We start from the raw sequence: 26,645 nt of genomic DNA on the forward strand, positions 1-26,645 counted from the left end.
TCAGACCTCGTACCCGGCGGCATCGGTCTGAACGAAGGCGTCGGCGCATTGCTTTGCCAAGGTCCGCACGCGCCCAATATAGGCCTGCCGTTCCGTCACCGAGATCACGCCACGTGCATCCAACAGGTTAAAGATATGTGATGCCTTGATGCACTGATCATAGGCCGGGTGCGCCATTACGATACGCTTACCGGTTTTTGGGTCGTCATGCTCTTGCGCCAGAATATTGGCGCATTCGGACTCGGCCTCTTCGAAATGGCGCAGTAGGACTTCGGTGTTGGCCACGTCAAAGTTCCAGCGGGCATATTCTTCTTCGGTCTGCTTGAATATGTCACCATAGGTCAGCGGGCTGGGTGACTGCGGATCGTTGAAGGGCATGTCCATCACGTGATCAACACCCAGCACATACATCGCCAGCCGCTCCAACCCATAGGTCAATTCACCTGAAACCGGCGCGCAGTCATGGCCTCCGACCTGTTGGAAATAGGTGAACTGGCTGACTTCCATGCCGTCGCACCAGACCTCCCAGCCCAGGCCCCAGGCGCCCAGGGTTGGGCTTTCCCAGTCATCCTCGACAAACCGGATGTCATGCAGGTCCATGTCGATGCCGATTGCCTCAAGGCTGCCCAGATACAACGCCTGCAGGTCCGGCGGGCTAGGCTTGATCAACACCTGATACTGGTAATAGTGCTGCAAGCGATTGGGGTTCTCGCCATAACGCCCATCTGTTGGGCGGCGCGAGGGCTGCACATAAGCTGCGGCCCAGGACTTGGACCCCAAAGCGCGCAAAGTAGTCGCTGGATGGAATGTCCCTGCCCCGACCTCCATGTCATAGGGCTGCAGAATGGCGCAGCCTTTTGACGCCCAATAGGTCTGAAGGCGCAGGATGATCTCCTGAAAAGAGCGAGGTGCGTTGGACTTAACGGTCATCACATTCCCTTTGGACGCCATTGCGCCCTGTTCCGGTGGGTTTTGCCCTTCCTATGCAAGGGGCCAAGGGGCGTCAACGGGACAGTGTGCCCGGGAAGCCACTGAGCGGCCAAACTGGAAATTCCCCGTATTCCAGGCATGGTGTTTCAACCCGCATATCGCGTACTCTTCATCGCAGAAAAACACCGCGGACACAGGCACACAATGAGACGCATATTAACGGTAATTTCAGTTCTTTTCCTTTTCGGCGTGCGGGCATCATTTGCGCAGCAAGACGGAGGTGTTTGGGTCCAGGTCGAGGCGCAGCCTTCGCTGCGTGAAGCCCAGGAACGCGCACAAACCTATTCTGGCGCGTTGCCAGACGTAAATGGATTTCGCCTGAATTCGGGCTGGTATGCCATTGTGATCGGCCCGTATCTGCGCGGCGATGCCGAGCAAGTTCTGCGGGTGTACCGCGCAGAGGGGCAAATTCCAGCCGACAGCTTTATCGCCTTCTCGAACACACTGGGGCAGCAGTTCTGGCCGGTCAGTGCGAATACTCAGGACCAGGCCGCTGTGACAGCGCCGGTCGCATCTGAACCGGAACAACCAGTGGCCGAGGCAACCCCGCAAATTGCCGATGAAACCAGATCACAGGCGCTGCAAAGCGAACGATTGCTGAGCGCGCAGGAGCGTATGGGCCTTCAAACCGCACTTCAGGCAGCCGGTTTCTACAACTCGACGATTGACGGTGCCTTTGGACAGGGAACGCGTCGCTCGATGGGCGACTGGCAAAGTTTCAACGGATATGAGGCGACCGGGGTTCTGACGACGGTACAGCGCAAGGCCTTGATGGATGACTATAACGCGCCATTAGTCAGCGCCGGAATGCAGCTCTACACAGACCCACAGGCAGGTATCGAGATGGCCATGCCGCTGGGTGTTGTTGCATTCGACCGTTACGAGGCCCCCTTCGTGCATTTCAACGGCTCGACCGACCTGAATGCTCAGGCCCTGCTGATCAGTCAGGATGGCACCAAAGCAACCCTGCGGGCCCTTTTTGAAGTCATGCAGTCGCTGGAAATCGTTCCGCTTGAAGGCCCTCGCCAGCTGCGCGGTGACAGCTTTACGCTGGAAGGTCGCGGCAATGACATTGTATCCTATACCGAGGCCAAGCTGAAAGATGGTCAGATCAAAGGTTTTACCCTGGTCTGGCCCGAAGGGGACGAGGCGCGCCGTACCCGCGTTCTTGCCGCCATGAAAGCGGGCTTTAGCACCACTGATGCGGTTCTTGACGCCGCCGCCGGATCGGACGCTGCGCAAAGCATTGATCTTGTATCCGGCCTGCAGGTTCGCAAACCGCGCCTGTCACGCTCGGGGTTCTTTGCGGATGCCAAAGGCACCGTCCTGACCGTGACCGAGGCGGCAGATAGCTGCTCGCGGATCACGCTGGACGGCGCGCACGAGCTTGAGGTCGCCTCGACCGATCCCAATCTCGGCATCGCCGTTCTGCGGCCAAGCCGCGACCTTTCCCCGATCAGCGTGGCCGAGTTCAGCAGCACCAAGCCGCGGATTCAGTCCGAGGTTGCGGTCTCCGGATTCTCGTATCAGGGCGTTTTGGGCGGTCCGACGCTGTCATATGGGCAGATCGCCGACCTGCGCGGCCTGAACGGTGAGGATGGCGTGAAGCGTCTGGCGCTGGCCACCCAACCCGGCGATGCAGGAGGCCCCGTGTTTGACGGCAACGGTCAGGTGGTCGGGATGCTTTTGCCGACCCCGACGGATGGGCGGACCCTGCCCGCCTCGGTCAGCCTGTCTGCCAATACAGAGAGCCTGAACAAGGCGCTGAGCAAGGCTGGGCTGGCAGGTCAATCCAGCGCCACCACCGCCACGCAGGTCTCACCCAATGAGCTTAGCCGCCGGGCAAATGGGATGACTGTTCTGGTACAATGCTGGGATTGAGTTCGTAAAATCGCGCATTAACGCCGCCCATCCGGGCGGCGTTTTTTATTCTGCGCGCCATATGTCCGGAGTGATCCGGATCAATGTCGGCCCCTTAGCGGTAAACGCTTTTCGCACCGCAGACTGCATGTCTTCCAGTGTTGAGGGCGCGGCAGACAAGGCGCCGAATGCCTCGGCCAGTTTGCAAAAGTCAGGGTTACGCGCAACGACAGCATTCGGGGCGATCTGACTGCCCACCATGCTGTCTTCGATCTCTTTCAGCTTGCCATTGTCCCAAAGAATGATCGGCAGGGGCAAACCCAGCTCTACCGCCACGCCCAATTCCATCATCGTGTAGTGAAAGCCATAATCCCCAGCAATCACAGCAGTCGGCCTGCCCGGCCGCGCGATAGCGCCACCTATTCCAGCCGGCAACGCATAGCCCAGCGTGCCAAAGCCGTTCGGGTGGTGCCAATGATAGGGGAAAGGCATTTCCCACACCCCCTTGGCAACATAGGCGAACTGGGTCATGTCCGAATACACCATCACATCCGCTGGCATTGCCTTACGCAAGGCATCCAACACCGGGACAATTCCGGGCCGTTCTGCATCAATCTCGGCGCGCCATTTACTGCGAGCTTCGGAAACCTCATCCGAAGACCAGCCATTTGCCGGTTTGACATGGTCGATAGACGCCCACATCGCGTGGGCAAAGCTTTCGCCATCCGCCTGCAACTTGACCGAGGCCCGATGATGGTCTGACAGGACCTGAGGGTCCAGATCAATGCGGATCATATTGGCCGTATTCCCCAGCGCATCGCGCCACAGATCGACCTCACCCAGCTCGGCTCCGACGACCACCACAAGATCGGCGGAGGCGATGATCTGGGCGCTTTCGGGGCGAGACAAGGCAGCGCCAAAATCCAACGCATAATCCAACCCCACCATTCCACGCCCCGCATAGGTGGTGAAACAGGCCGCTCCGATCTGTGTCAGAATCTGCCGCCACAAGTTTGATCTTGCACCGCCTCCCAGAACGAACAGCGGCCTGCGCGCGATGTTCAGCATCGACAAGACCGGCGCGACGTCCGGCGGCAGAGCCTTTGTCCGCAAACCCGGCTGGTTCGGGAATGGGGCTGGGTCAGCCTGTGCCTTAAGCTGCGAAATCGGCACCTGTATGTGCTTGGGTCTGGGGCGGCTCAGCGCGAACTCTTCGAAAGCACGTTCAACCAGGCCATAGGCGGCCGAAGCTGTACTAGCCTGCAACGACCAGTCCGCGACCGTTTCTCCGGCGGCACGTTGATCCTTCATCTGATGAAGCTGTCCCTGCAGCGCCTGATCATCATCAAGGCAGGAGGACAGCACCAGCATTGGCACCGAATCCGAATACCCCTGCCCCATGGGTGTCATGATGTTGCACAGGCCAGGCCCAGTGATCACATAGGCCACGCCAGGATTGCCGCTTGCACGCGCATATCCGTCCGCCATGAAACCGGCCCCCTGCTCGTGCCGCGCAAGAACATGGGTGATGCCTGCTTCTTCGATCCCGCGATACATCTCTTGATTATGGACGCCGGGGATACCAAAAATCACATCAACACCCCGATCCCGGAGCATGTGCGAGATTTGAGCGCCAAGTGGTCTTTTCATCAACTTCTCCAGAAATGGACTGTGAACAGCGCATAGACCGCGAGCAGTTCAAGCCGACCGACCAGCATCCCCGCAGATAGTAGCCATTTGGCTGTATCGCTGAGCCCGCTGAAATTACCCGCTGGTCCGATCTGATCCCCAAGGCCGGGACCAACATTGGCCAACGCTGTTGCTGCACCCGATACAGAGGTAATGAAATCCAGCCCGGTCAGCGCCAGCGCCCATGCCAGGAAGCCCAAAGACAATACGAAGAACATGAAAAAGCTCATGACCGAAGTCAGGACATCCGTTCCGATGGGACGCCCGTCATAGAGAGGCATGAACACCCCATGCGGTGAACGGATACGCCGGATTTGAGTTTTGATGGATGCAAACAGCAGTTGATAGCGGAAAATCTTGATCGAACAGGCAGTTGATCCTGCACACCCTCCGATCAGGCCAATCAGGAAGAACACCATGATCGGAAAACTGCCCCAACCCATATAATCGACGCTGGCATAACCGGTACCTGAAATGATCGACGTGATGTTGAACAGCGATTCCCGCACCGCCTGTTCCCAGTGATGCGGAAAGACAGAGGTCAAAAACACCGCCATGACGGCTACAAGAACCACGATCGTGGCCAAAAACGCCCGAATCTGACTGTCGCGGAACAGGGAGCCGGTGCTGCCATTGGCAAACTGAACATAACGCACAAATGGCAGGGCAGCGAGGATCATGAAAATCGACGCCGCATATTCCGCCGGACCCGAGAAGGTACCGAACGATGCATCATAGTTTGAAAACCCACCGGTCGAGATTGTGGTCATAGAATGAACCACGGCGTCAAAAAAGCTCATGCCAAGACCGGTGTAAACAAGCGCGCAGACCACGGTCAGGAACACGTAGATCAGGGAAATCTGGCCTGCGATTTCTTGCGCCCGCGGCAGGATCTTACCCATGGTTTCGAAACCTTCCGAACGGAAGATCTGCATTCCTCCGACCCGAAGCTCGGGCAGAAAAACCATTGCAACAACGATGATCCCGATACCGCCCAGCCATTGCAGCACACCGCGCCACAAAAGCAAGCCCTGCGGCAGCCCATCGAGCCCCGAAATCACGGTCGAGCCCGTGGTCGTAAGGCCAGACATGGCCTCGAAATAGGCATCTACAAAGCGCAACTCGGTTTCCCCGAACAGGAAAGGAATTGCCCCAAATAAAGGCAAAGCCACCCAAACGCCGGTCGTGAGCAGAAAGGTCTGGCGGATCGTCAACCCTTCGCCAACGCCATTTGAGCAGCTCATAGAAAGGACAGCGCCGGTCAGAATGGTAATAACGCTGCTTTCAAGGAAAACATGCCATTCGCCGCGGCCCTCGATAAGGTCCGCAAGCATGGGCAACATCATGGTCGCCCCAAGAATGGCGACCAACAGGCCAATCACATATCCTACCGGGCGCATGTCCGTCATGAGGCGCAGCGTTGGCGCGCCTGCACGACTGTGTCAAGCGGATGTCCCGATTACTTTTCGGTTTTGCCGCTCGAGACGGGCATCACGGGCGGTTTCGAAGGCGCGCGTGACCGGCGTGCAGCTGCCGCCTGTCCCGCCTGTGTCTTCGACGCGGCCGGATTTGCGGGTGCAGGTTTGGCGGTTGCGACCCGATCTGCCTTCACCTTGGACGCTACGGGTTTAACAGCTGCGGTTTTTGCAACAGCAGCGTCGATCGCAGCGGCGGGAGCAGCAGATTTTACCACTGCAGGCCTAACTGCAGCAGGTTTAGCGGCTTCTACTTTGGGCGTTTCAGATTTGGCAGTTACGGTTTTGGTAACAGCAGGCTTTGCCGTAGCGGCTTTGGGGGCAGCGGGCCTAGCTGCGACTTTTGGGGCTGCGGCTTTTGCCACTGCAGGTCTTGCCGCGGATTTGGTCTGTGCCTTTTTCGCACCCCCCGACGCTCTGGCTTTTGTCACAGGTTTCGCCAGGGCGGGCTTGGGCGATTCGGCCTTTGCCTTGACTTCTGCCTTCTTCTGGACGGCCACTTTGACCTTTGCCGCAGGTTGCGGATCAGCATTGACCACAGGCATCGCCTGAGATTTGAACTCAGGTGCCTTCACGTCAGCAACAGTCTTTTCGGAGGCGACACGCAGGGCCTGAACCTGGGCGAAGGGCAGTTCAATCGCAGAGTTGGTCAGAATTTGCATGATTTTCAAATGGTTGGTCATTGCCTCACCGGCAAATCGAATTGCTGCTGCCTGAAATTCAAATGGCTGGGTAAACGGGTTCATGAGGTTGTTCTCCTGTGAAAGTGATGCAACCCGCGAATGAGTAAAGAACCCTGCCCGCCCTGACTAAACGGGCGGATTACGTTGCCTTGCAGTCCTTGGCGTCGCACGTGCCGGCTTCCTGATTGAGTGAAATGATCACCAGAACAGTGACCACGAGATGGCTGCATTCAAGGACAGTTTACAGCAAAGATTTCGCGCTTGCAGCATTTATCGCTGCAATGCGGCGAAATTTCACCGCATCGGCACTTAATCAAGGTTTTACAAAAGTTTAGCGCCTATCCGACGTGAAACAATGTCGTAAACAGTCTCGGATCCAGGCTAGAGGACACAAAGGTCGGGCCCTCAGTCAGAACAGAAACGGCATCATGGCTGTGCAGGCTTTCTTGATGGCTGGCGATCACGCGGAAATCGCCGATATGATGGTCGGCCAAAAGTTCGGCACAAAACAGGCGTGCCGCGTCTTCGACAAAAATCGGGTTTGCGGCGTTCAGCTCGGCAAAGGCCTGCTCATCTTCACGTTTGACCATGACCTGCGTCTCGGTCGGCACCGCCCTGCGACACAGCGCAATCAGATCTTCGAACCAGAGGCAATCGGCATCGCAATCGACCGCAACCGATATCCGCGCAACCGAGCGCTGCGAATGCGGCGTCGCCAGTTGCCCTCGTGTAGACCGCGCATGCTCGCTGAGCTCCAGAGAACATGGGCACGTCGAGGAATACACATAATCCAGATGCATGATCTTTTGACGCACGCCATTCTGTTCGACCAGTTCCAGCGCGATATCGTAATATTGATAGCCTTCCAGACCCGAACGCAGGCTTTGAGTCCTGTCCGGGTAGGAGAACCGCATCTGGATACGTGCGTCAAAGCTGTCCAGATCGGTCATATAGTCGTTCAGCGCAGCCTCGATCACCTCAAAGCTGAACGTGCGCTCAGCATGTTTGTAGAACGAACGCATGATACGGGACATGTTGATGCCCTTCTTTTCCGCATCAAGGCTGACAGTGCCAGTCACTGAGGTCTCCAGCGTCAGGTCGTCGCCCTGCTTGCGGTGAAACCGGATCGGCAGGCGGAAATTCGATATGCCAACATGTTGAATCTGTTGCTTCGCCCCACGGATCAGGCTGGAAGGTCCATTCTGAAGGTCAGGCAACGACGCGCGGTAGGCCTCATCCACAGCAAACCCCTCGGGGTAATGCCGCGACAGGGATGGGTAGTTAACCGGCAGGAGCCCCGGCACAAGCCGCGCGACAGCAGGATCAAGCTGACCGATTTCAGCCTCGGTCGCGTTCTCGGCCCATTTCCGCAGGGTTTTCAACGCTGCCGCGGCCTCATCATTGTTGGGGGCGTCATCAATGTCACGGGGATACACGTTCATCGATCAGGGTTCCTCGGGTTGGTCGCCGGACTATATATATGTTCGACGCGATTTCCAGTCTAATGGTATACGCGCCGAAACACAGCCCGGATCGAAACTTCGTGATGGGCGCACCATGCGCACAAGTCACAAACCGTTTTCGAACCATGCCTAACAGTCCGGCTGACGCCCCTATTGCTGAGAAACGTCCAATGCGCGTTTGATATCGGCAAGAAGATCATCGGCGTCTTCCAGACCTACCGAGAACCGGACGAGGCCCGGAGCAATGCCCAACTCAACTTTTTGGTCGTCACTCAATCTTTGATGTGTGGTGGTTGCCGGGTGGGTGGCAATCGACTTGGCATCGCCCAGATTGTTCGAAATCACCGGAATCGTCAGGGCGTTAAGGAAGGAAAATGCCGCCTCTTTTCCGCCCTTGATATCCAACGACAGCACTGTCCCGCCTTTGCCGCCAAGCTGCGTTTGTATCAGATCATTCTGCGCATGAGACTTCAGACCGGGGTAAAGCGTCCGCTCCAACGCCGGATGGCCCTCTAGCGCCTCGGCAATCCTCTGGGCGGTTTCGGCCTGTGCGTTGACCCTCAAGGCCATGGTCTCAAGCCCTTTCAACATGATCCACGCGTTGAAGGGGCTAAGCGCGCCTCCGGTGTGTTTCATATAGGGCTCGACCGTACCACGGATGAACTCTTTGGTGCCGATGATGACACCACCCAGGGCGCGGCCCTGCCCGTCAATATGCTTGGTCGCCGAGTAGACAACCACGTCAGCCCCCTGAGCGATCGCGCTCGAGAAAACTGGGGTCGAGAACACATTGTCCACGATGACCGTTGCACCAACCGCATGGGCCAGAAGGGAAACGGCTGAGATGTCGATGACCTCAAGCGTCGGGTTGGACATGGATTCGAAGAAAACCGCTTTGGTATCCGGGCGGATCGCAGCCTCCCATGCGTCAAGATCGGTACCGTCCACAAAGGTCACTTCAACCCCGAACCGGGTCAGCACGTTTTCCAGAATATACAGGCACGACCCGAACAGAGCCTTGGCAGAAACAACGTGGTCACCGGCTTGCAACATCGAAGTCAGTGCCGCATTCACCGCAGCCATTCCAGAGGCGGTGGCAAAAGCGTCTTCGCCCCCTTCCAGAGCCGCGATACGCTGTTCAAACATCGAAACTGTCGGGTTGCCATAACGAGCGTAAATGAACTCATCAGGGCCGGTTTCGATGAACCGCGCCTCGGCCTGCTCGGCCGTATCATAGACAAATCCCTGGGTCAGAAAGATCGCCTCGCTCACTTCGTTGTATTGGCTGCGGCGGGTGCCGCCATGGACGGCTTGTGTGCGCTTGTTCCAGCTCTCGCTCATGTCATTCCTTTCAGCCCCTTGAGGGACGTAAACAAAAAACCCCAGACGCGGCCAAGCGAAAGGGGTCTTTCATCCTGACCTTTTAGCGGTGTTGTTTAGCGTGGCCCGCAATCCGGTAACAAATCGCCACGTGGTGATGCTGAATTACGCCGCGGCTGCAGCATCGTCAACCCCGCCCCCCGCAACGTCGCGCAGCTGTAACAATCCCTTCACCTAGGGGGCATAGGCTGTTGGGATATTGCCGCCACAACATCTTGTATGAGGCAGTGAGAATGCCAATAATCCGGATCAACGCGACCGGCGACACGCTTACGCTGCACAACAGCCCACAGTCCCCCTTCAGCCTGCTATGTCAGACCCGGCACATCCAAGGCCCGGTCATCCTCATGTCACATGGGTACAGATTCCGGCCAGGCCGGGCCAAGGCCTGCCCGCACCAACATTTCTTGTCCCTGCCCCGGACATCCTCGCCAACATCTTTCTACAGCTGGCCGCGGCAACTTGGTTTTGGCACTGGTTTGCAAACCGAGGGGCTGGGCATTGCCTTTGGCTGGAATGCACGGGGATCGTTTTGGGGTGCCCTCCGCCGGGCGCACGAGGCCGGACGTGTTCTGGCCGAATTGATCCGGGAACTGCACCATCTGAACCCGCGACGTCCGATCCACTTTATTGGCCACTCGGTGGGGACCGAATTGGCGCTTGAAGCCCTGCATCACATCCGGCCCGGATCCCTAAACCGCATCATCTCGTTGACCGGAGCCGCCTATCAGAGTCGCGCGTTAAGAGCGCTGGCCACTCCGGCGGGTAGACGGGCGGAATTCATTAATATTACGAGCCGCGAAAATGATCTGTTTGATTTTCTATACGAATGCCTGATCCCTCCGCCTGAACAAGGCGATCGCAGCATAGGCAGCGGCTTGACGGCCCCGAATGCTATTACGCTGCAACTGGATTGCCCGGACACGCTGAATCATCTGGCGCATCACGCCTTTGCGATCCAGGCCTCCAGACGCAGGTTCAGCCATTGGTCCAGCTACACACGCCCCGGTGCGTTGCAAGTTTATCAGGCATTGTTACGTAGCCCAAACGCCCTGAGCTTGGCCGACCTGCGCAGTGGCATCCCACCCTTACCCCAGCGCCGATGGTCTCGGCTATTTGCATGGTCAGAACCCTTGGCGTTCAATTCGCTTTCCAGCAAAACCTCATGACCTCGGCAATCGGCGTATTATTGACCCTCGACCTCACAGCGGGCAGCCGCTGACAGGCTACGCCAATTCCAGTCAGTAGCTGCGGGTAAAAATACAGCGAGCAGAAGAACGTAAAGGGAACAAAGGCCGAGAATTCCCAGACGCGGCACATCGAGTCGCAAATGAGGCTGGAAACACCTAAATGCCTTGACTAAGGAAGGATCTAACATCGCAAGAGGAAGACGCACGCAATGGCAAAGATCACTTATGTCGAGCATGGCGGTACCGAGCACACTGTCGAGGTCGCCAACGGACTAACCGTCATGGAAGGAGCCCGTGACAACAACATTCCCGGTATCGAAGCGGATTGCGGCGGCGCCTGTGCCTGTTCGACCTGTCATGTCTATATCCACCCCGACTGGGTTGAGAAAATTCCCGGCAAGGATGACATGGAAGAAGACATGCTGGACTTTGCCTATGAGCCCGACCCTGCCCGTTCGCGCCTGACCTGCCAGATCAAGGTCACAGACGAGATGGATGGCCTGATCGTCCAGATGCCGGAAAAACAGATCTGATGCCGCGCAAAGCGCCGCGCCTACCCTACCGAACTTGGCAGGGTCAGGCCCGCGGCGCAGCGCTGACGCTATGCTTCTGGCTGACGAGCCATGTCCCGCTGGCACTGGCAGAGACCGTCTCAGCCGCTCGTTTCACCGAGCCGACAACACGTTACGCCCACGGAGTTCTGGGCGATAACATCGAATATGGCGCGTTGGAGCTGACTACCCAAAGCGGAAACGTGACCATCCGTCTTCCATCTGATCGCGTATTTGAAGATCTCGCTCCACGGCTTGTGGACGTGGATCAGGACGGGACCCCCGAGGCCATTGTCGTTGAATCTCAGGATCAAGCGGGCGCTCAGTTGGCCATCTATGATGCCAGAGGGGACAAAATCGCCGCAACTCCGCATATCGGTACCCGCTTTCGATGGCTTGCTCCGGTCGGGGCGGCGGATCTGGATGGGGATGGCAATATCGAGATCGCCTATGTCGACCGCCCTCATCTGGCCAAGACATTGCGCATTTGGCGCTTTGTCGACGGCGAATTAATCCAGATTGCCGCTCTACCAAGGCTGACAAATCATCGGATCGGCGAAGATTTCATCACAGGGGGTCTGCGCGACTGTGGCAATGGCCCGGAACTGGTTGTCGCGTCTGCGGACTGGCGCGAAATTGTCAGCATCCGCTTTGACAATGGCTGGGTGCAGCATCTGGTCGCCCCCTTTAGCCCGAAAGCAATGACCTCTGCGCTTAACTGCGTACCCTCGCCCTGACTGCAGCCCGCGTCAGAGGGCTGCCCGGCCCAAGTCCATTGGCGCTGCATCTCTGATGCAGTGGCTGGGCGCGGGAGCCGTCGCGATTACAGCGCCCGCCATCCGATATCCCGGCGAAAGAACCCCTCTGGCCAGTTGATCCCGTCGATCAACTCATAGGCGCGGTCACGCGCTTCCTGCAGGTTCTGGCCGCGTGCGGTGACATTCAATACCCGGCCACCACTAGAGACGATCTGACCGTCGGATTCTTTGGTTCCTGCGTGAAACACCATAATACCGCTATCTTCAGATAGGTCATCCAGCCCTTTAATAACGCTGCCTTTTTGGTAGGCGCCCGGATAACCAATAGCGGCCATGACTACCGTCAAGGCGTGATCATCCGCCCAGTTTACACGCGCCTCGGCCAACCGGCCTTCTGCTGCGGCGTGCATCAGGTCCATCGCCTGCGCGCCCAGGCGCATCATCAGCACCTGACATTCCGGGTCGCCGAAACGCACGTTATATTCAACCAGCCGTGGCTGGCCGTCCTTGATCATCAAACCAACATAAAGAACGCCCTGAAACGGCGTTCCGCGCCGCTTCATCTCTGCCATGGTGGGGCGCACAATCTCGTTCATCGCGCGCTCTTCGATTACAGCGCTTAACACAGGAGCCGGAGAATACGCGCCCATGCCGCCGGTGTTCAGACCGGTATCGCCCTCGCCTACCCGTTTATGGTCTTGCGCCGTGCCAATGGACAGGATGCTTTCCCCGTCGCATAGCACGAACAGAGATGCCTCTTCACCTTCCATGAACTCTTCGACCACAACTTCGGCACCGGCACCACCAAAGGCTCCGCCAAACATGTCATCGATCGCATCCAAGGCCGTCGCTTCGTCCATCGCAACGATCACACCCTTGCCCGCGGCCAAGCCATCAGCCTTGACGACGATAGGTGCGCCCTTCTTTTTGATATAGGCTTTGGCTGGCTCGGTCTCGGTAAACCGGGCGTATCCTGCGGTTGGAGCATTGGCGGCGTCGCAGATCTCTTTAGTAAAGCTCTTGGACGCCTCGAGACGTGCGGCCTCTGCCGAGGGGCCAAAAACCAGCACACCGGCCTCGCGCAAACGATCCGCAACCCCCGCAGCCAATGGCGCCTCGGGACCGACGATCACAAAGTCGATCGCGTTCTCATCCGCAAATCTGACCACCTCACCGCCATTTTCGATGTCCAGTGCCGCACATTCGGCGATCTGGGCAATCCCAGCATTGCCCGGAGCCACAATCAGGCGATCACATTTCGGGTTTTGCATCACCGCCCAGGCCAGGCTGTGTTCGCGCCCACCACTGCCGAGAATGAGGATGTTCATGACTGCTCTCCGATCTGCTTGGCCTCGCCTTCCGCGCGTTCTAAGCTGGCCGGGCATTTGACACAAGGCGCTGAAATGTCCGACCTGCTTGACGACCCCATTCCCGGCCAAAATACCCCAGAATACACTGTTTCCGACATCTCGGGCGAGGTGAAGCGGACGCTGGAAGGCAGTTTCGGCCGAATCCGTGTTCGGGGTGAAGTCGGTCGCGTGTTCAAAGCCAGATCTGGTCATCTGTACTATGACATCAAGGACGACAAGAACGTACTGGCCTGCACCACTTGGAAAGGCCAGGTTGCTGCCCTGTCCGTGGTTCCCGAGGAAGGTCTGGAAGTGGTCGTCACAGGCCGTCTGACCGCTTTTGGAGCGCAGTCCAAATACAATCTGAACGTGGATGAGGTTTCGGTGGCCGGACAGGGTGCCCTGATGGCCCTGCTTGAAAAGCGAAAGAAACAGTTGGAATCCGAGGGCCTGTTCGCACCCGAGCGTAAAAAGCCTCTGCCCTATCTTCCTCAGATCATCGGCGTGGTGACTTCACCCTCGGGCGCGGTGATCCGCGATATCCTGCACCGGTTGCGTGACCGGTTTCCGCGCAAAGTGTTGATCTGGCCTGTCGCCGTGCAAGGTTCGAATTGCGCGCCTGAGGTGGCGAACGCGATTACTGGTTTCAACCAACTGACTCCTGGCGGTGCGCTGCCACGACCGGACCTGATCATCGTCGCCCGTGGTGGCGGGTCAATCGAGGACCTCTGGGGGTTCAACGAAGAGATCGTGGCCCGCGCTACGGCGGCATCAGAGATCCCGGTGATCTCGGCCGTTGGGCACGAGACCGACACGACCCTGATTGATTTTGTGTCGGACCGCAGGGCCCCAACCCCCACAGCCGCAGCCGAACTTGCGGTGCCTGTCCGCATGGAACTTCTGGCCTGGACCGGAGAGCAAGGCGCGCGCCTGTCCCGTGCAGCCACGGACGCTGTGCAAAGACGGTCGCAACGGTTGCGGGATTTATCCCGCGCATTACCACGCCCGGATAGCTTGTTGAACAACCCGCGACAACGCCTTGATTTAATTGCGGACCGACTGACACCAGCACTTGAGCGCGGCGTGCAAAACCGCCGTTTGCAAGTAGTGGAGTTGTCCGCCCATCTGCGCCCGTCCACATTACGCTCACTGGTCGGAACCCGACAGGAAACACTGCGCAGCCTTTCGTCGCGCCTGTCTGTCCGGCCGATCCAGCGCGAAATCGACAGCCAACGGCAAAACATCAACCGCCTAGCCGAACGCTTGAGTACAGCGCAAGCCGCGCGTCTGGACCGGATGCGTCAATCCCTGGAAACCGCAGACCGGCTGCGGGAAACGCTAAGCTACAAGGCAACGCTGCAACGTGGATATGCGGTCGTACGCGCCGAAGGACAGGTACTGACAACCCGTAAACAGGCGGCAAAACACCAATCCTTTGACATTGAATTTGCAGATGGCGAATTGACGACCGGCCCGTCTACCGCGTCACCGTCAACTTCGAAAAAGCCGCCGAAAAAGGATGCGCCGGATCAGGGGTCGTTGTTCTGACCCCTGCACAGGCTAGACACCGACTTCGGGACCGTAACAGACCATCTCGGCGTCTGTGTCTTCGTTCTCATATAGTTCGGTCATCTCAGGATTTCCCTCGAACTGAGCGATCAGACCGCCGCCAGATTCGGTGAATACCCAGCATTGCGGGTCATGCCGGTCTTCATAGACGAAACAGATCTGTCCTTCCTGCTCGTACCAGAGCCCTTCTTTGCAGTTCCCATCCAGAAAAGACCAAATCACGCGGCGATCCGGCAGATAACGCTCGACCCCATAAATCCTGCCTTCAAAGCCATAGAACAGGGTTTTTCCCAGCGTATAGCGGTCAAATTCGGCGCCGGATAGGGATGTGTCGGCACAAACCGCCGGGGCAGCCATCGACAACAGAATCGCAATTCGTTTCAGCATGGGTTCATTCTGTCAGATGGCAGGCCGCTAGGCCAATTCCCTTTTCATTCCAACCGGGTGCCTTCACGTCACCGATTGAGTTTTGCGGTTATGCGCTGCGAAAGTGTTCAGTACATTCTGCGGAGATAACTCTATGACCAATGCCCTCTTTCTGATTGCGACAGCTTGCGCTCTGGCTTACCTGCCATTGACCTCGCGTGGCGCTGGCGCTGTTCGGTCAATCCTAAAGACCCTATCCGTCGCAGTTCTGGCGGTCATTGCCGCCCAAAGTGGCGCTCCATTTCTGTTGATCCTTGCGCTGGCATTCTGTGCGCTGGGGGACGCCCTTCTGTCCCGGGAAAGTGATGCCACCTTCATGGCCGGGATCGGTGCCTTTGCAACTGGTCATCTGGCCTATATCGGGCTGTTCTTGTCCCATCCGGCCAGCGACGCCGCGCTTATTCTGGAGAAGCCCGGATATTTCTGGTCTTTGATCCTCCTCGGTATTGTCGTTGTCACCCTATTACCGCCGCGTGCCGGAGACCTGAAATGGCCCGTTCTCGGGTATATTCCGATCATTCTGGGCATGGGCATCACGGTCCTGGCCCTGCCCGAAACAGGCGCGCTGCGTTGGGCTTTACCTGCGGCTTTGTCCTTTATCGCGTCCGACCTTATCCTGGCGACTGAGAAGTTTCTTCTGCCAGTGGACCATCCCAGCCGCCGTTTCACCTCCTATCTGGTTTGGGTATTGTATTGGGGGGCGCAAGCCGGTCTTCTGATCGCCTTCCTCTGACCCTTTGCAACTGCTGCAATTCCGCATTAGGTGAGAGGAACACCTGCGGAGACCAAAAATGGCGCTATTCTCAAAGCTCAAGGACAAGCTGTTCAATTCCTCATCCCGCCTTGAACAAGGGTTGGATGCCATCGTTGAAGATGGGGGCGAGGAAACAACTGCACCGGATCCAATCCCGCCAGCGCCAGCGCCGCATTCCGAACCGGCACCCGGAGTCGCGCAACCGGACATTGCACCGGAACAGGCAGTTGCCAAACCGGTGGCCACTACAGCCGAGTCTGCGCCGTCCAAATCCATGCTCGGGCGGCTTTTCGGGCGCGCCGAAACCGAGACAACAGTTCGCCGCACGCTGGATGACGACATGCTGGAACAGCTTGAAGAGCTGTTGATTGCATCCGACATGGGTGTGGACACAGCGCTGCGCGTCACCGCCAATATGGCCGAAGGCCGTTATGGCCGCAAACTTTCGACACAAGAGATCAAGCAGCTTCTGGCGCAGGAAGTCGCCCGGGTTATGGAACCCGTGGCAAAGCCCATGCCGCTCTATTCCAAACGCCCACAGGTGGTATTGGTCGTTGGCGTCAACGGATCGGGCAAGACCACCACGATCGGCAAACTAGCCAGCCAGTTCAGGGCGGCCGGCAAGAACGTAGTGATCGCAGCTGGAGACACCTTCCGCGCAGCCGCCGTTGAACAGCTGCAGGTCTGGGGCGACCGCGCAGGCGTTCCGGTCCTGACAGCCCCCGAAGGCTCGGACCCCGCCTCCCTGGCCTTCGATGCGTTGACCCGCGCACAAGAGGATGGCGCCGATCTGTTGATGATCGACACCGCCGGTCGTCTGCAGAATCGTGCCGACTTGATGGAGGAATTAGCCAAGATCGTCCGGGTGATCCGCAAAGTCGACGAAACCGCACCGCACAATACCCTTTTGGTTCTGGATGCCACCACCGGTCAGAATGCACTCGGTCAAGTCGATACCTTTCAGAAACTGGCCGATGTCTCCGGCCTGGTGATGACCAAGCTGGACGGCACCGCAAAAGGCGGCGTGCTGGTGGCTCTGGCTGACAAGTTCGGCCTGCCCATTCACGCAATCGGCGTCGGAGAACAGATCGACGATCTCGCCCCTTTCGATCCCGAAGAATTCGCCGCTGCTCTAACCGGCCTCGATCAACGCTGATCCGAACTTCAACTGGCTAAAAATATCTTCGGGGGTGTGGGGGGCAGACAGCCCCCCACCCTCTCCACCCGCGAAAGGTCGATGTCTTGAGCGACTGGCTCATCTCTCTGGAAGGCACGCCCAAGGGCCATGACCTTGCCCTTGGGCTCGCGCTGATGGCCGCCTTCTTGCACGCGGTGTTCGGAGCCTTGCAAAAAGGCCGTCACGACCCGTGGCTGTCCCGCGGGGCCATAGACGCCAGCTACTGTCTTCTGGCTGCACCTTTCGCGTTTTTTGTAGTGCCCTGGCCCGAGCCCTATATGTGGCCAATCTTCGCCACCGTCTGGCTGATCCACATCGCTTACAAGATACTGCAGGCAATGGCCTATACCAAAGGCTCTTATACAGTGGTCTATCCTGTTGTGCGCGGCACCGGGCCGCTGTTCACCGTTTTCGGCGCCTATCTTTTGTTTGGCGAGACCTTCTCTGCCACCCAATGGTTTGGCGTCGCGGTCTTGCTAGCGGGGATATTCGGGCTGGCGGCCTATAATTTGCGGTTTCTTGAAACCAACCGCGAAACGCTTGGGATCGCTTTGGCCCTGGCGCTGGCAACTGGGTTGTTTGTGGCGCTCTACACCACCTATGACGCCTATGGCATTCGCGCGACGGCCGATCCGTTCACCTTTCTGGCCTGGTTCTTCATGATCGACGGGGCGACGATGCCGATCTATGCGTTCTATCGCTGGCGCGCGATGGCCCATCGCCCGGCCTTGGGACCCTTGGCGCTGCGCGGCATCGCCGGCGGGATCATCGCCCCTCTATCTTTCGGGGCCATCATGCTGGCCACGCGGTTGGACAAGGTCGGCGAAGCCGCCGTTCTGCGGGAAACCTCCACCGTCTTTGCCGCCCTGATCGGCTGGCTGGTTCTGAAAGAAACCGTCGGCCCAAGGCGGATCGCGCTGATGGCATTGATTGCACTCGGCGCCGTAATAGTTGAAATGGGCGGGTAAGCAGCAGGACAAAAGACATGACAGGCAAGACCGACATAAATCCATTTCTGAAACAGGTGCTGGAACTGGGTCCTCCGCTGGCCTTTTTCTTCATCTACCTGCGCTTGCGCGATGACAGCTTTATGATCGGCGGCATCGAGTATTCCGGTTTTATCATTGCCACGATCATTTTTGTGCCGCTGATGCTGGGGGCAATGGGCATCTTGTGGTACCTGACCGGCAAGCTAAGCCGGATGCAGATATTTACAGCTTTCATGGTCATTTTCTTCGGCGGCCTGACCGCCTGGTTCAATGACGAGCGGTTCTTCAAGATGAAAACCACGCTTGTTTATGGCCTGTTTGCTCTGATCCTGGGGATCGGGCTGCTGCAAAAGAAATCCTATCTTGCCTATGTTCTGGATGAGATGCTGCCCATGAAACACGAAGGCTGGATGATCCTGACCCGTCGTCTGTGTGCGTGTTTTGCTGTTCTGGCCGTCGCAAATGAATTCGTGTGGCGCACGATGTCGACCGACCTGTGGGTCAAGATTGAGACCTTCGGATTCCCCATTGCCCTTATGGCGTTCCTCATGCTGCAGTTCAGCCTGTTGCAAAGCTATATGGATGATCCCGATCATCAATGACGGCTAAATCCTCAACCGCCCTTCGGATGACTTTTCCGTGAAGCGCGGGAGGCCATAAAACCTAACAAAATCCTTGGCTAAACGCTTGGGCTATGAAAAGTTGTGTCACCACTCACCTTTTCCCGCCGGAGCACCACACCAAATGACGGCTTTCCCAAATAGTGGCTTTCTATCCGAAGCTTCAGACCGGCTGAGATCAATGCTCTCGGCACAGGCGACAGAGATTTCTCTCGAACCTGGTGATATCCTTTTCGAACAAGGGGATGAAGGGGATGCCCTCTATGCCATTCTTGCCGGCACGCTAGAGGTGTCCTTCTTGGCGATGAGCGGTCGAAAACTCTCGTTGACATTGATGAAGCCTGGCGAGGTCTTTGGTGAAATCGGCTTGTTCGACAATGGCCCCCGCACCGCAACCGTGGCCGCGGCCGAGGCCTCTCGGGTGCTGCGTGTGCGTAGGTCCGATGTCATGAACCAGATCCGCCAACATCCTGACCTTGCGGTGGATATGATCCGACTGGCCGGTTTGCGCATGCGGTGGATGGGGTCGCAACTGAATGAACAGGTCTTTTTGCCGATGCCTATCCGGCTTGCGCGCAAACTGCTGCATCTGTCCAACCTTCAAGACGATCCAACCACTCGCATTACCCTGTCCCAAAGCGAGCTGGCCGAATTCGTTGGTGCCACGCGCGAAGCTGTCTCAAAGACAATTTCAACCTGGAAACGCGACAAGGTTGTCGAAGCTTCGCGGGGCGGCCTGATGATCCATGATTTTGAGGCACTGCGGGAACTGGCGGATTCCGACCTCATTTGACCTGTTGTGACCTGCTTCACATACGACGGATCGCATTAAGATTACGTTAGGAACTGTTACCGTAGGAGGTCAGAGAATCATCCCCGATATCTGTCCACTGACCTCTCCCTGTACCAGAGCCATACGCCTTCCCCGGCGTGTGGCTCATCTTTTTTCAGCACAGAAAAAAGGCCAGAGCAGGTGCCCTGGCCTTTCTGTTTGTTCAACCTAAGAGATCACTCTTCAAGGCTCAGCGCGACAAAGCGTGGATCTCCACCGCGCCGCACCAAAAGCAGCAGTGACTTCCGCCCGGCCGTGCGGGCTTCTTCCATTCGGTCCTCGAGATCAGAAATCGCAGTGACCTTCTGCTGGCCAGCCTCGGTGATCAGATCACCGGCGCGCAAACCCTTGGCATAGGCTTCTGACGCCTCGTCCACTTCGGTCACAACCAGCCCCTCGGTATCCGGCTCCAGCCCCAGATCAGCACGCAGGGCTTCAGTCACGGGCGATATCGTCAGCCCCAGAATATCGGCATTTTCCTCAACCGGGGCTTCTTCTGCCTCACCCTCTTCGCTTTCGGCCCGCTCGGCATCTTCGCGGCGGCCCAGAGTCACAAGCACTGTCTGCGTGCTGCCATCCCGATGCACCACCACACGGACCGACTTGCCAACCGTTGTCTCACCAACCTGACGTACCAATCCACGGGTGTCATCGACCTCGACACCATCAAAGCTGAGGATCACATCGCCCGCCAACAGGCCTGCCTCTTTGGCCGGGCCCTCGGGTACATCGCTGATCAGCGCACCACCCGGCTTGTCCAGGCTCATCGCCTCGGCCATATCCTCGGTCACGTCCTGAATGCGGACACCCAGCCAACCGCGGCGGGTCTCGCCGAACTCGCGCAGTTGGTCGACAACCTTGACCACCACATTCGAGGCCATCGAGAAGCCAATCCCGATCGAACCACCATTCGGCGACAGGATCGCTGTATTCACGCCGATCACCTCGCCATCCATATTGAACAGCGGCCCGCCCGAGTTCCCCCGGTTAATCGCAGCATCGGTCTGGATATAGTCGTCATAAGATCCGCTAAGCGCGCGGTTCCGCGCCGAGACGATCCCCGCCGAAACCGAAAACCCTTGCCCCAGCGGATTGCCCATCGCAATCACCCAGTCGCCAACGCGCGCAATGTCACTATCGCCGAACTTGACATATTTCAGCGGCCCGGTGGCCTCGACCTTCAAAAGGGCGATATCGGTTTTTTCATCCGTACCGATCACTTTCGCAGGCAGTTCTTTCTTCGGTTGACCGTCGCCCGGGAAGAATTCGACCAGTATCTCATCAGCCTCGGCAATAACGTGGTTGTTAGTAACGATGAAACCATCCTCGGATATCACAAACCCCGAGCCCAGCGAATTGCTGCGGCGGGGGCGGTTATCTTCATCCCCGTTACGGTCTTGAAACTCACGAAAGAAATCTTCGAACGGAGAGCCTTCGGGAACGATCCCCTGTGGGCCGGTCTGACCCTCGATCAGTGTCGAAGTGGTGATGTTGACCACCGCTGGGCTGATCTTATCGGCCAGCGGAGCCAGGCTTTCGCCCCGCGCCTGGGCGGCCACTGACTGCGCCAATACAAGCAGCATCCCGGCAAAGGCCAGCCACATTAACCGCATGAAACCAACAACGTCGTCCCGCCGGACGGATATACTGCGCGCTTGTGACTGCACGTGGGAACTCCTTGTCGTCAACACTATCTGGATCGCCCGCAGGCGGCCCTTCTTGATATCCAATGTAGCTGGTTTGTCCTTGCCCGCAACTGAGGATCGCGGGGAAATCACCATGAAGTGTAGCCGTTGTTCAAAACCCGACCTGATATGCACCCCATAGCAACACGAGACCTCCCACCATACATAACAATCCTGCAAGCCGACGTGCCTGCTCTGGCATAGACCGCAACGCCTCTAGCATACGTTCAATAAGCGAAGGGGCCAGCGCATAGGCCAGCCCCTCGACAATCAACACCAGCCCAAAGGCCAGAAAGATCATACCCATTATTCAGACGCCTGCCCCGCCGTTTGGCCCCGGCCGGTGGGTGATTTGAGATAGTTGAAGAACTCGGAATCCGGGCTCAATACCATCGAGCTGTTACCGCCCTGCAAAGCATTCTGATAGGCGGTCAGCGAACGATAGAATTCAAAGAATTCAGGGTCCGCTCCGTAAGCTTCGGCAAAGATCGCATTGCGTTCGGCGTCAGCCTCACCGCGAATGATCTCAGCCTCACGCCGCGCATCCGACACCAATTCGACCACGGTCCTGTCGGCCTGGGCACGTACACGTTGTGCCGCCTCATTACCACGGGCACGTTCGTCTGTAGCTTCCCGCTCCCGCTCGGCCTTCATCCGGTCAAACGTCGCTTCGAGGTTGGCCTGCGGCAGATCGGTCGCTTTCAGACGCACGTCAATGACGGTCACACCCAGCGCAAGTGCCTCGGCAATCGCACTATTGCGGATACGCAGCATCAGCGCAGCCCGGTCCGAGCTCAGGATGTCACGGGACGAAACTGAACCCAGAACTTCGCGGGTTTCAGCGCGCAAGATGCGGTCCAGACGATCCTCGGCAACCGGGATACCACCGACACCAACCGCCTGGCGGAACTGGTTCAGATCAGAAATCCGGTACCGTGCGAAGGCATCGACTACCAGACGCCGATCATCCAACGGCGTCACTTCAAGCGGTTGAACGTCGATGGACAGGATACGGTCGTCATAACGGACAACTTCCTGAATAAGTGGAATTTTGAACGCCAGACCAGGCTCTTCCTTAACCGCGACCACACGGCCGAATTGCAGAACCAATGCGCGCTGGCGTTCGTCCACGATAAAGATCGATGACAGCGCAACAACGCCGAGGATCACCACAAGGATGAGGATAATGGGTGACTTACGCATCAGTTGCTCTCCCCGGATTGATTGCGGCGCAGTTCGTTCAGCGGCAGATACGGCACAATGCCCTGTCCCTGACCGGCCGAGTTTTCGTCCAGTATGATCTTGTCGACATCACCCAGAATCTGCTCCATCCGCTCCAGATACAAACGTTTGCGCGTTACATCCGGCGCTTTGGAGTATTCTTCCAGAACCGCGCTAAAGCGGCTGGCTTCACCTTGAGCACTGTTGATCTGCTGGGCGCGATACCCTTCGGCCTCTTCCACAACTTGCGCGGCTTCACCACGTGCTTCGGCCAGTACCTTATTGGCATAGGCGTCGGCGACGTTCTGCAGACGGTCACGTTCTTGTGCGGCGGCCTGAACGTCGCGGAAGGCCGCGATTACGTCCTGTGGCGGGTCGGCTTTGTCAAAGTTGACACGCACAATGTTCACGCCGGAATCATAGCTGTCCATCGTCGATTGAATCAATTCCTGCAAGCGATCAGCGATCACACCCCGATCTCGGTTCAGGATCGGTGCCAGCTCGCTTTGTGCAATGATCTCGCGCATGGCCGATTCCGACACGGCGCGGATCGTCTGGCGCGGGTCGCGCAAATTGAACAGATACTTGGCCGGGTCATTGATGTTCCAGACCACCTGATAGTCGATATCAACAACATTTTCGTCGCCGGTCAGCATCAAGCCATCATCGCTACCACGGGCTCCGCCCATGTCTTCGTTCTGTTCGCGGGTCACAGGAATGACCTCGGCAGTTACAAATGGCCAAGGCGCAAAGTTCAGACCGGGATTTCCAACGTTTGAAAATTCACCCAAAAACAGCTCTACCGACTGTTCTTCCGGCTTTACCGTATAAAAGCTGGCCGCACCCCAAAGGACTGCACCCACCACCAACCCAATGGCAATAGTCCCTTTGGTAAAGATGGGACCACCTCCGCCACCGCTCGAACCATTGCTGCCACGGCCGCCACCGCCGCCGCCCATCAGGACGCGCAGCTGTTCCTGGCCTTTTTTCATCAGCTCGTCGATCTCGGGGATCTGCGGGCCCTCGTTTTCAGGGGGCTTGCGCCCGTCCCCGTTATCACCCCGATTTCCTCCGCCGCCAGAAGAGCCTCCGCCCCCCCAGGGGCCGCCGCTGTTGCCCGCCATTTTTATCTATTCCCTTGTGTTGAACCGTGTGATCACGGGTTCCCTTGTAACTTGTGTGCGCGCGGTTGCAAATCAAGCCGTACGCACAGGATGACGCATTGTTACCAGTTCTTCCGCCATGACCGGATGAACTGCAACGGTGCGGTCGAAATCTTCCTTGGTTGCGCCCATTTTGACGGCAATGCCAGCCAGTTGAATCATCTCGCCGGCGCCCGGCGCCACAATGTGACAGCCCAGTACCTTACGCGTGGCCTGAGAGACGATCAGTTTCATCAAAACCCGCTGCGTGCCACCTGCGAATGCCTTTTGCATCGGCTTGAACGAGGTTGCATAGATCTCGACCGGCTCTTGGGCTGCAGCGTCTTCTTCACTCAACCCGACCGTGCCGAATTCCGGCTGCGTGAAAATCGCAGTTGGAATCAGGTCGTGATCCACAGGTGTCGGGTTGCCTTTGAATACGGTTTCGACAAAAGCCATCCCCTCGCGGATCGCAACCGGAGTCAGGTTTACCCGATCCGTCACGTCGCCAATCGCATAGATCGAGGGCACGCCGGTCTGGCTGTAATCATCCACGATGATCTCACCCTTGCGGCCGCGTTCAACGCCGATCGCCTCAAGTCCCAGATTGTCGGCATTGGGCGCGCGACCAGTGGCATACATGACCACGTCAAACAGCTGTTCCGTGCCATTGGTGGCCTTTACGCGAATCTTGTCACCGTCTTTGGCCATCTCAAGCACATTGGTGCCCAGATGCAGATCAATCCCGTTCTGGCACATCTCTTCGCTGATCAGACCGCGCGCTTCTTCGTCAAAACCCCGAAGGATTTGCGCACCGCGGTAGAACTGGGTGGTTTTCACGCCCATGCCGTTCATGATTCCTGCAAACTCGCTGGCGATATAACCGCCACCAACGATCAGGATGCTTTCGGGCAGTTTTTCCAGATGGAAAATCTCGTTCGAGGTGATCGCCAGGTCCGAGCCCGGAAACTCGGGCACAACAGGGCGTCCGCCTGTGGCGACCAGAATATGCTTGGCCGTCATGCGGGTGCCATCGGCCAGCTCGACGGTATGTGCGTCCACCACGTGTGCACGCTGATCAAAGCTTTCGACGCCGTTGTTTTTCAGGATGTTGCGATAGATGCCTTCCAGCCGGTCCAGCTCGGCATGGAGTTTGCCGCGAAAGAAATCCCAGTCAAATGCACCGGGTTTGACGTCCCAGCCATAGGCCTGCGCATCTTCGACCATGCCAGAGAATTCGCTGGCAAAAACCATCAGCTTTTTGGGGACACATCCGCGGATCACGCAGGTCCCGCCATAGCGATCCTCTTCCGCCAACGCCACCTTGGCCCCGTTTTCGCCAGCCGCCACACGCGCCGCCCGGACCCCGCCCGAGCCGCCTCCGATGACGAAAAGATCATAGTCAAAGCTCATTTACAGTGCCTCTTTCAGTTTTCTGACAACGCTATCGAGCCATCATCAATGATGTACCCGGTCACTCATGACGGCCCAGACTGGACCACTGGGACAGTTGATCTTGCCAGGACGCATACAGATTTGGTCGATAATGCTCAATCGTCTCTACGAAACACTCAGATATGGGTTTCGGCATGGATTGCAACGGAAGGGGTAAACACTCATGCCCGCCATCTGACTTGTTGAAGCTAACAAAAAAAATAGGGCGTCGTTTTTGCTCGGTTTCGTCGAACGCATCAATGTAGCGTACATCAGGCCAAACAATGTCTTGGATCGTTCCTCTACGCGTGCGGAGCTTCAATCCACCGGAGTCCACTAGGGCCACAAGCGACGGCATATTGAGTGAGACTAGATAGTTCATGAACAACACGACGGAAGTAAGGACAACGAGCACCAATGTGAAAAGCGTGCCACCTGTCCACCCCGCGGAAACAAAACCCCACGCCGCCACCACAGCCGCAATCCCGATCTTTATCAGGTTACGTTTTAGCGTCCTGGCTCGCGCAGCCAAACCTGCTTCGGTTTCGCGGTATTCAGCAACCGGAGAGGTGCTCATACCTTAATCCGCCAAATCCGTGAACAGGTTGTCTTTGCCGCCATCGAACAACTCGTCCAGTTCCACCGTTCCCTCGTTGATGTCGCGCAGTTCGACCCGGCCATCTCCATAACCGATCACGACCTTGTCGCAAATGTCGATGAACAACCCGTTCTCGACCACGCCGGGTACCTGGTTCAGCACCAGCGCCATCTGCCTTGGGTTTCCGATCCGTTGCAAATGCAGGTCCAGCACGTGATTGCCTTCATCCGTGACAAACGGCGCTTCTCCGTTCATGCGAAGCGCCGAGCGGGTACCGAGAACATCCATGGTATCCAGCACCTCTTCGATCAGGGTGCGTGTGGTCTGCCAGCCAAAGGGGATCACCTCGACCGGCAATGGGAAGGCACCCAGAGTCTCGACCTCTTTGCCGGCATCGGCGATGACCACCATCTGGTCGCTGGCCGTGGCTACGATCTTTTCCTGCAGGTGCGCGCCGCCGCCGCCCTTGATCAGATTAAGCTCTCTGTCGAATTCGTCCGCACCGTCGATGGTGATGTCCAGCCATCCCGCCTGATCCAGGGAAACAACCTCAATGCCCAGTTCACGGGCCAGTTGGGCCGTCCGGGTCGATGTCGGAACACCCTTGATCGCCAGACCTTCTTCTCTGACCCGTTCCCCCAGCCGACGCACCATCCATGCAGCGGTCGATCCGGTTCCCAGGCCGACTCGCATCCCATTCTGCACCATGTCAGCCGCACGGCGTGCTGCGACGTATTTTGCAGTGTCGATGGGCGACAGATCACCGGCCATTTCAGCATCCCCCTAATTTGCTGCGGAACTTATACGGAA

The 26,645-nt window shown here is 57.6% G+C and carries 25 protein-coding genes and 1 riboswitch; of the genes, 10 read left to right on the plus strand and 15 right to left on the minus strand.

Annotated features, from left to right (window positions below):
- Complete coding sequence (locus AC2FJW_RS02595; RefSeq protein WP_496690759.1) at nt 1-930, minus strand: glycine--tRNA ligase subunit alpha; 930 nt, start codon at nt 928-930, stop codon at nt 1-3.
- 204 nt (nt 931-1,134) lie between these two features.
- On the opposite strand from AC2FJW_RS02595, the gene AC2FJW_RS02600 reads away from it, so the two are divergent.
- Nucleotides 1,135-2,871 carry a serine protease gene (locus tag AC2FJW_RS02600; RefSeq protein ID WP_496749135.1) on the plus strand — a complete coding sequence of 579 codons (1,737 nt, stop codon included), beginning with the start codon at nt 1,135-1,137 and terminating at the stop codon, nt 2,869-2,871.
- 45 nt (nt 2,872-2,916) lie between these two features.
- Here AC2FJW_RS02600 and AC2FJW_RS02605 read toward each other — a convergent pair whose 3' ends face one another.
- From AC2FJW_RS02605 to metZ, 5 genes are all read right to left on the minus strand, one after another.
- A complete protein-coding gene (locus tag AC2FJW_RS02605; RefSeq protein ID WP_496749136.1) occupies nt 2,917-4,500 on the minus strand; it encodes a thiamine pyrophosphate-binding protein in 1,584 nt (527 codons plus the stop codon).
- Complete coding sequence (locus tag AC2FJW_RS02610; RefSeq protein ID WP_496678166.1) at nt 4,500-5,948, minus strand: TrkH family potassium uptake protein; 1,449 nt, start codon at nt 5,946-5,948, stop codon at nt 4,500-4,502. The genes AC2FJW_RS02605 and AC2FJW_RS02610 overlap by 1 nt, the downstream gene beginning before the upstream one ends.
- Nucleotides 5,949-5,998: 50 nt before the next feature.
- Nucleotides 5,999-6,760 (minus strand): hypothetical protein, encoded by a 762-nt coding sequence (locus tag AC2FJW_RS02615; protein ID WP_496749137.1) that lies wholly within the window; start codon nt 6,758-6,760, stop codon nt 5,999-6,001.
- A gap of 275 nt (nt 6,761-7,035) precedes the next feature.
- The gene (folE2, locus tag AC2FJW_RS02620; RefSeq protein ID WP_142634540.1) at nt 7,036-8,139 is read right to left on the minus strand and encodes a GTP cyclohydrolase FolE2; all 1,104 of its coding nucleotides are present in this window, start codon (nt 8,137-8,139) and stop codon (nt 7,036-7,038) included.
- Nucleotides 8,140-8,310: 171 nt separating this feature from the next.
- A complete protein-coding gene (metZ, locus tag AC2FJW_RS02625) occupies nt 8,311-9,501 on the minus strand; it encodes an O-succinylhomoserine sulfhydrylase (protein WP_496749138.1) in 1,191 nt (396 codons plus the stop codon).
- 62 nt (nt 9,502-9,563) lie between these two features.
- A riboswitch (SAM riboswitch) is annotated at nt 9,564-9,641 on the minus strand.
- A 132-nt stretch (nt 9,642-9,773) separates the two neighbouring features.
- Between metZ and AC2FJW_RS02630 the strand changes: the two genes are divergently transcribed.
- From AC2FJW_RS02630 to AC2FJW_RS02640, 3 genes are all read left to right on the plus strand, one after another.
- Nucleotides 9,774-10,709 carry an alpha/beta hydrolase gene (locus AC2FJW_RS02630; RefSeq protein WP_496749139.1) on the plus strand — a complete coding sequence of 312 codons (936 nt, stop codon included), beginning with the start codon at nt 9,774-9,776 and terminating at the stop codon, nt 10,707-10,709.
- A gap of 230 nt (nt 10,710-10,939) precedes the next feature.
- Nucleotides 10,940-11,263, plus strand: coding sequence for a 2Fe-2S iron-sulfur cluster-binding protein (locus AC2FJW_RS02635; protein ID WP_142634548.1), 324 nt, complete (start codon nt 10,940-10,942; stop codon nt 11,261-11,263).
- Nucleotides 11,263-12,018 (plus strand): FG-GAP repeat domain-containing protein, encoded by a 756-nt coding sequence (locus AC2FJW_RS02640; protein WP_496749140.1) that lies wholly within the window; start codon nt 11,263-11,265, stop codon nt 12,016-12,018. Before AC2FJW_RS02635 ends, AC2FJW_RS02640 begins: the two co-directional genes overlap by 1 nt.
- Before the next feature lie 86 nt (nt 12,019-12,104).
- Here AC2FJW_RS02640 and purD read toward each other — a convergent pair whose 3' ends face one another.
- Nucleotides 12,105-13,367: a phosphoribosylamine--glycine ligase gene (gene purD / locus AC2FJW_RS02645; RefSeq protein ID WP_496749141.1), complete on the minus strand. Its 1,263-nt coding sequence runs from the start codon at nt 13,365-13,367 to the stop codon at nt 12,105-12,107.
- Nucleotides 13,368-13,442: 75 nt separating this feature from the next.
- Here purD and xseA point away from each other — a divergent pair, with 75 nt between their 5' ends.
- Nucleotides 13,443-14,936 (plus strand): exodeoxyribonuclease VII large subunit, encoded by a 1,494-nt coding sequence (gene xseA / locus AC2FJW_RS02650; RefSeq protein WP_496749142.1) that lies wholly within the window; start codon nt 13,443-13,445, stop codon nt 14,934-14,936.
- Between the two features lie 12 nt (nt 14,937-14,948).
- Here xseA and AC2FJW_RS02655 read toward each other — a convergent pair whose 3' ends face one another.
- On the minus strand, nt 14,949-15,344 hold the full coding sequence (locus AC2FJW_RS02655) for a hypothetical protein (protein WP_185956619.1): 396 nt from the start codon (nt 15,342-15,344) through the stop codon (nt 14,949-14,951).
- 133 nt (nt 15,345-15,477) lie between these two features.
- Here AC2FJW_RS02655 and AC2FJW_RS02660 point away from each other — a divergent pair, with 133 nt between their 5' ends.
- The 5 genes from AC2FJW_RS02660 (at nt 15,478) to AC2FJW_RS02680 (ending at nt 19,716) form a co-directional block, all read left to right on the plus strand.
- Complete coding sequence (locus AC2FJW_RS02660; RefSeq protein WP_281972305.1) at nt 15,478-16,116, plus strand: lysoplasmalogenase family protein; 639 nt, start codon at nt 15,478-15,480, stop codon at nt 16,114-16,116.
- Between the two features lie 58 nt (nt 16,117-16,174).
- Nucleotides 16,175-17,293, plus strand: a complete 1,119-nt coding sequence (gene ftsY / locus AC2FJW_RS02665) for a signal recognition particle-docking protein FtsY (RefSeq protein WP_496749143.1) — start codon at nt 16,175-16,177, stop codon at nt 17,291-17,293.
- An 86-nt stretch (nt 17,294-17,379) separates the two neighbouring features.
- Complete coding sequence (locus tag AC2FJW_RS02670; protein WP_496749144.1) at nt 17,380-18,282, plus strand: EamA family transporter; 903 nt, start codon at nt 17,380-17,382, stop codon at nt 18,280-18,282.
- Nucleotides 18,283-18,299: 17 nt separating this feature from the next.
- Complete coding sequence (locus tag AC2FJW_RS02675; RefSeq protein ID WP_142634562.1) at nt 18,300-18,905, plus strand: inner membrane-spanning protein YciB; 606 nt, start codon at nt 18,300-18,302, stop codon at nt 18,903-18,905.
- A gap of 142 nt (nt 18,906-19,047) precedes the next feature.
- Entirely contained in the window at nt 19,048-19,716 is a 669-nt protein-coding gene (locus tag AC2FJW_RS02680; protein ID WP_142634564.1) for a Crp/Fnr family transcriptional regulator, read from the plus strand.
- A 215-nt stretch (nt 19,717-19,931) separates the two neighbouring features.
- Here the strand turns inward: AC2FJW_RS02680 and AC2FJW_RS02685 are convergent, their stop codons facing one another.
- The 7 genes from AC2FJW_RS02685 to rpiA all read right to left on the minus strand — a co-directional run bounded on the left by AC2FJW_RS02685 (nt 19,932) and on the right by rpiA (nt 26,606).
- Nucleotides 19,932-21,422, minus strand: a complete 1,491-nt coding sequence (locus AC2FJW_RS02685) for a Do family serine endopeptidase (RefSeq protein WP_496749145.1) — start codon at nt 21,420-21,422, stop codon at nt 19,932-19,934.
- A 130-nt stretch (nt 21,423-21,552) separates the two neighbouring features.
- Nucleotides 21,553-21,747 (minus strand): DUF2065 domain-containing protein, encoded by a 195-nt coding sequence (locus tag AC2FJW_RS02690; protein ID WP_496749146.1) that lies wholly within the window; start codon nt 21,745-21,747, stop codon nt 21,553-21,555.
- Complete coding sequence (gene hflC / locus AC2FJW_RS02695; protein ID WP_496749147.1) at nt 21,747-22,643, minus strand: protease modulator HflC; 897 nt, start codon at nt 22,641-22,643, stop codon at nt 21,747-21,749. Before hflC ends, AC2FJW_RS02690 begins: the two co-directional genes overlap by 1 nt.
- Nucleotides 22,643-23,785 (minus strand): FtsH protease activity modulator HflK, encoded by a 1,143-nt coding sequence (hflK, locus tag AC2FJW_RS02700; RefSeq protein WP_496749148.1) that lies wholly within the window; start codon nt 23,783-23,785, stop codon nt 22,643-22,645. The genes hflC and hflK overlap by 1 nt, the downstream gene beginning before the upstream one ends.
- Nucleotides 23,786-23,857: 72 nt before the next feature.
- Nucleotides 23,858-25,216 (minus strand): glutathione-disulfide reductase, encoded by a 1,359-nt coding sequence (gene gor / locus AC2FJW_RS02705; protein ID WP_496690776.1) that lies wholly within the window; start codon nt 25,214-25,216, stop codon nt 23,858-23,860.
- A 61-nt stretch (nt 25,217-25,277) separates the two neighbouring features.
- Nucleotides 25,278-25,814, minus strand: coding sequence for a hypothetical protein (locus AC2FJW_RS02710; RefSeq protein ID WP_496749149.1), 537 nt, complete (start codon nt 25,812-25,814; stop codon nt 25,278-25,280).
- A gap of 3 nt (nt 25,815-25,817) precedes the next feature.
- Nucleotides 25,818-26,606 (minus strand): ribose-5-phosphate isomerase RpiA, encoded by a 789-nt coding sequence (gene rpiA, locus AC2FJW_RS02715; protein WP_271946345.1) that lies wholly within the window; start codon nt 26,604-26,606, stop codon nt 25,818-25,820.
- Nucleotides 26,607-26,645: the final 39 nt, after the last annotated feature.

This window comes from Ruegeria sp. CDSA020, assembly GCF_059612345.1.